The organism is Gordonia sp. 852002-50816_SCH5313054-c, assembly GCF_001665925.1.
GTDB classification, from domain to species: domain Bacteria; phylum Actinomycetota; class Actinomycetes; order Mycobacteriales; family Mycobacteriaceae; genus Gordonia; species Gordonia jacobaea.
Window position 1 is genome coordinate 1 of sequence record NZ_LZTE01000085.1, and the last position, 721, is coordinate 721.

Below are 721 nucleotides of genomic sequence, written 5' to 3' on the forward strand. Positions count from 1 at the left end.
TTGTCGTCTAACGCCATGCTCATAGATCTTCCTCTCACTGATGAGCACTGGACTTACACAGACCATCTGACACCCCCGAACACTATTGACGGTGACCTGCGCAAACATCCCGCGAAGAACTGATTTTCCCTCCCTCTCACGGGGGATCTCGACTAGCCTTCACACATGCCGGAGTCAGGACTCGTCGCCGTTCGAAAGTCGCTCGAACGCCAGTCACTCCTGGTGGCACTGTTCGCCGCCGTGATCGACGCCATGCTCTTCATTTCCTCTGGGATCTTCTCTGCCGCCCCGACGGCTGCGCTCACGATGACGATCACGCTGGTCGCTGCCGACCTCTGTCTGGCCTTGCGCCCCAGCACCACAGCCGCGGTTGCCTACATTCAGGTGATCACACGTATCCTCGCATGCCTACTGCTGAGCCACTACGGACTCGCGGCCGGTATCGGCAACGTCGGCGTGCTGGTCGCCGGCTATCGCGCCGGCGCATGGCTGCCCGCCCGGGCGTCGGCGACCGTGTTACCCGTGCTGATGGCAGGCGTCGCGACGGCGGCATATCTCAACGGCACAGCTGACGTGTGGTGGATGATTCCTGCCATCGCGGTCTCGAATGCGTTGATTCCGTGGCTCGTTGGCCGGTATACCGCGAGATATTGTCAAGATCTGTGGATGAGGTTGTTTCAGGCAGCCTCCTGCTGGTCGGGTGAGGCGGTGCCGGGTTCGA

The 721-nt window shown here is 61.2% G+C and carries 1 pseudogene; it reads left to right on the plus strand.

From position 1 onward, the window contains the following. Nucleotides 1-165: 165 nt before the first annotated feature. Nucleotides 166-721 (plus strand): annotated as a pseudogene (locus A5788_RS22180) (hypothetical protein); the annotation flags it as partial.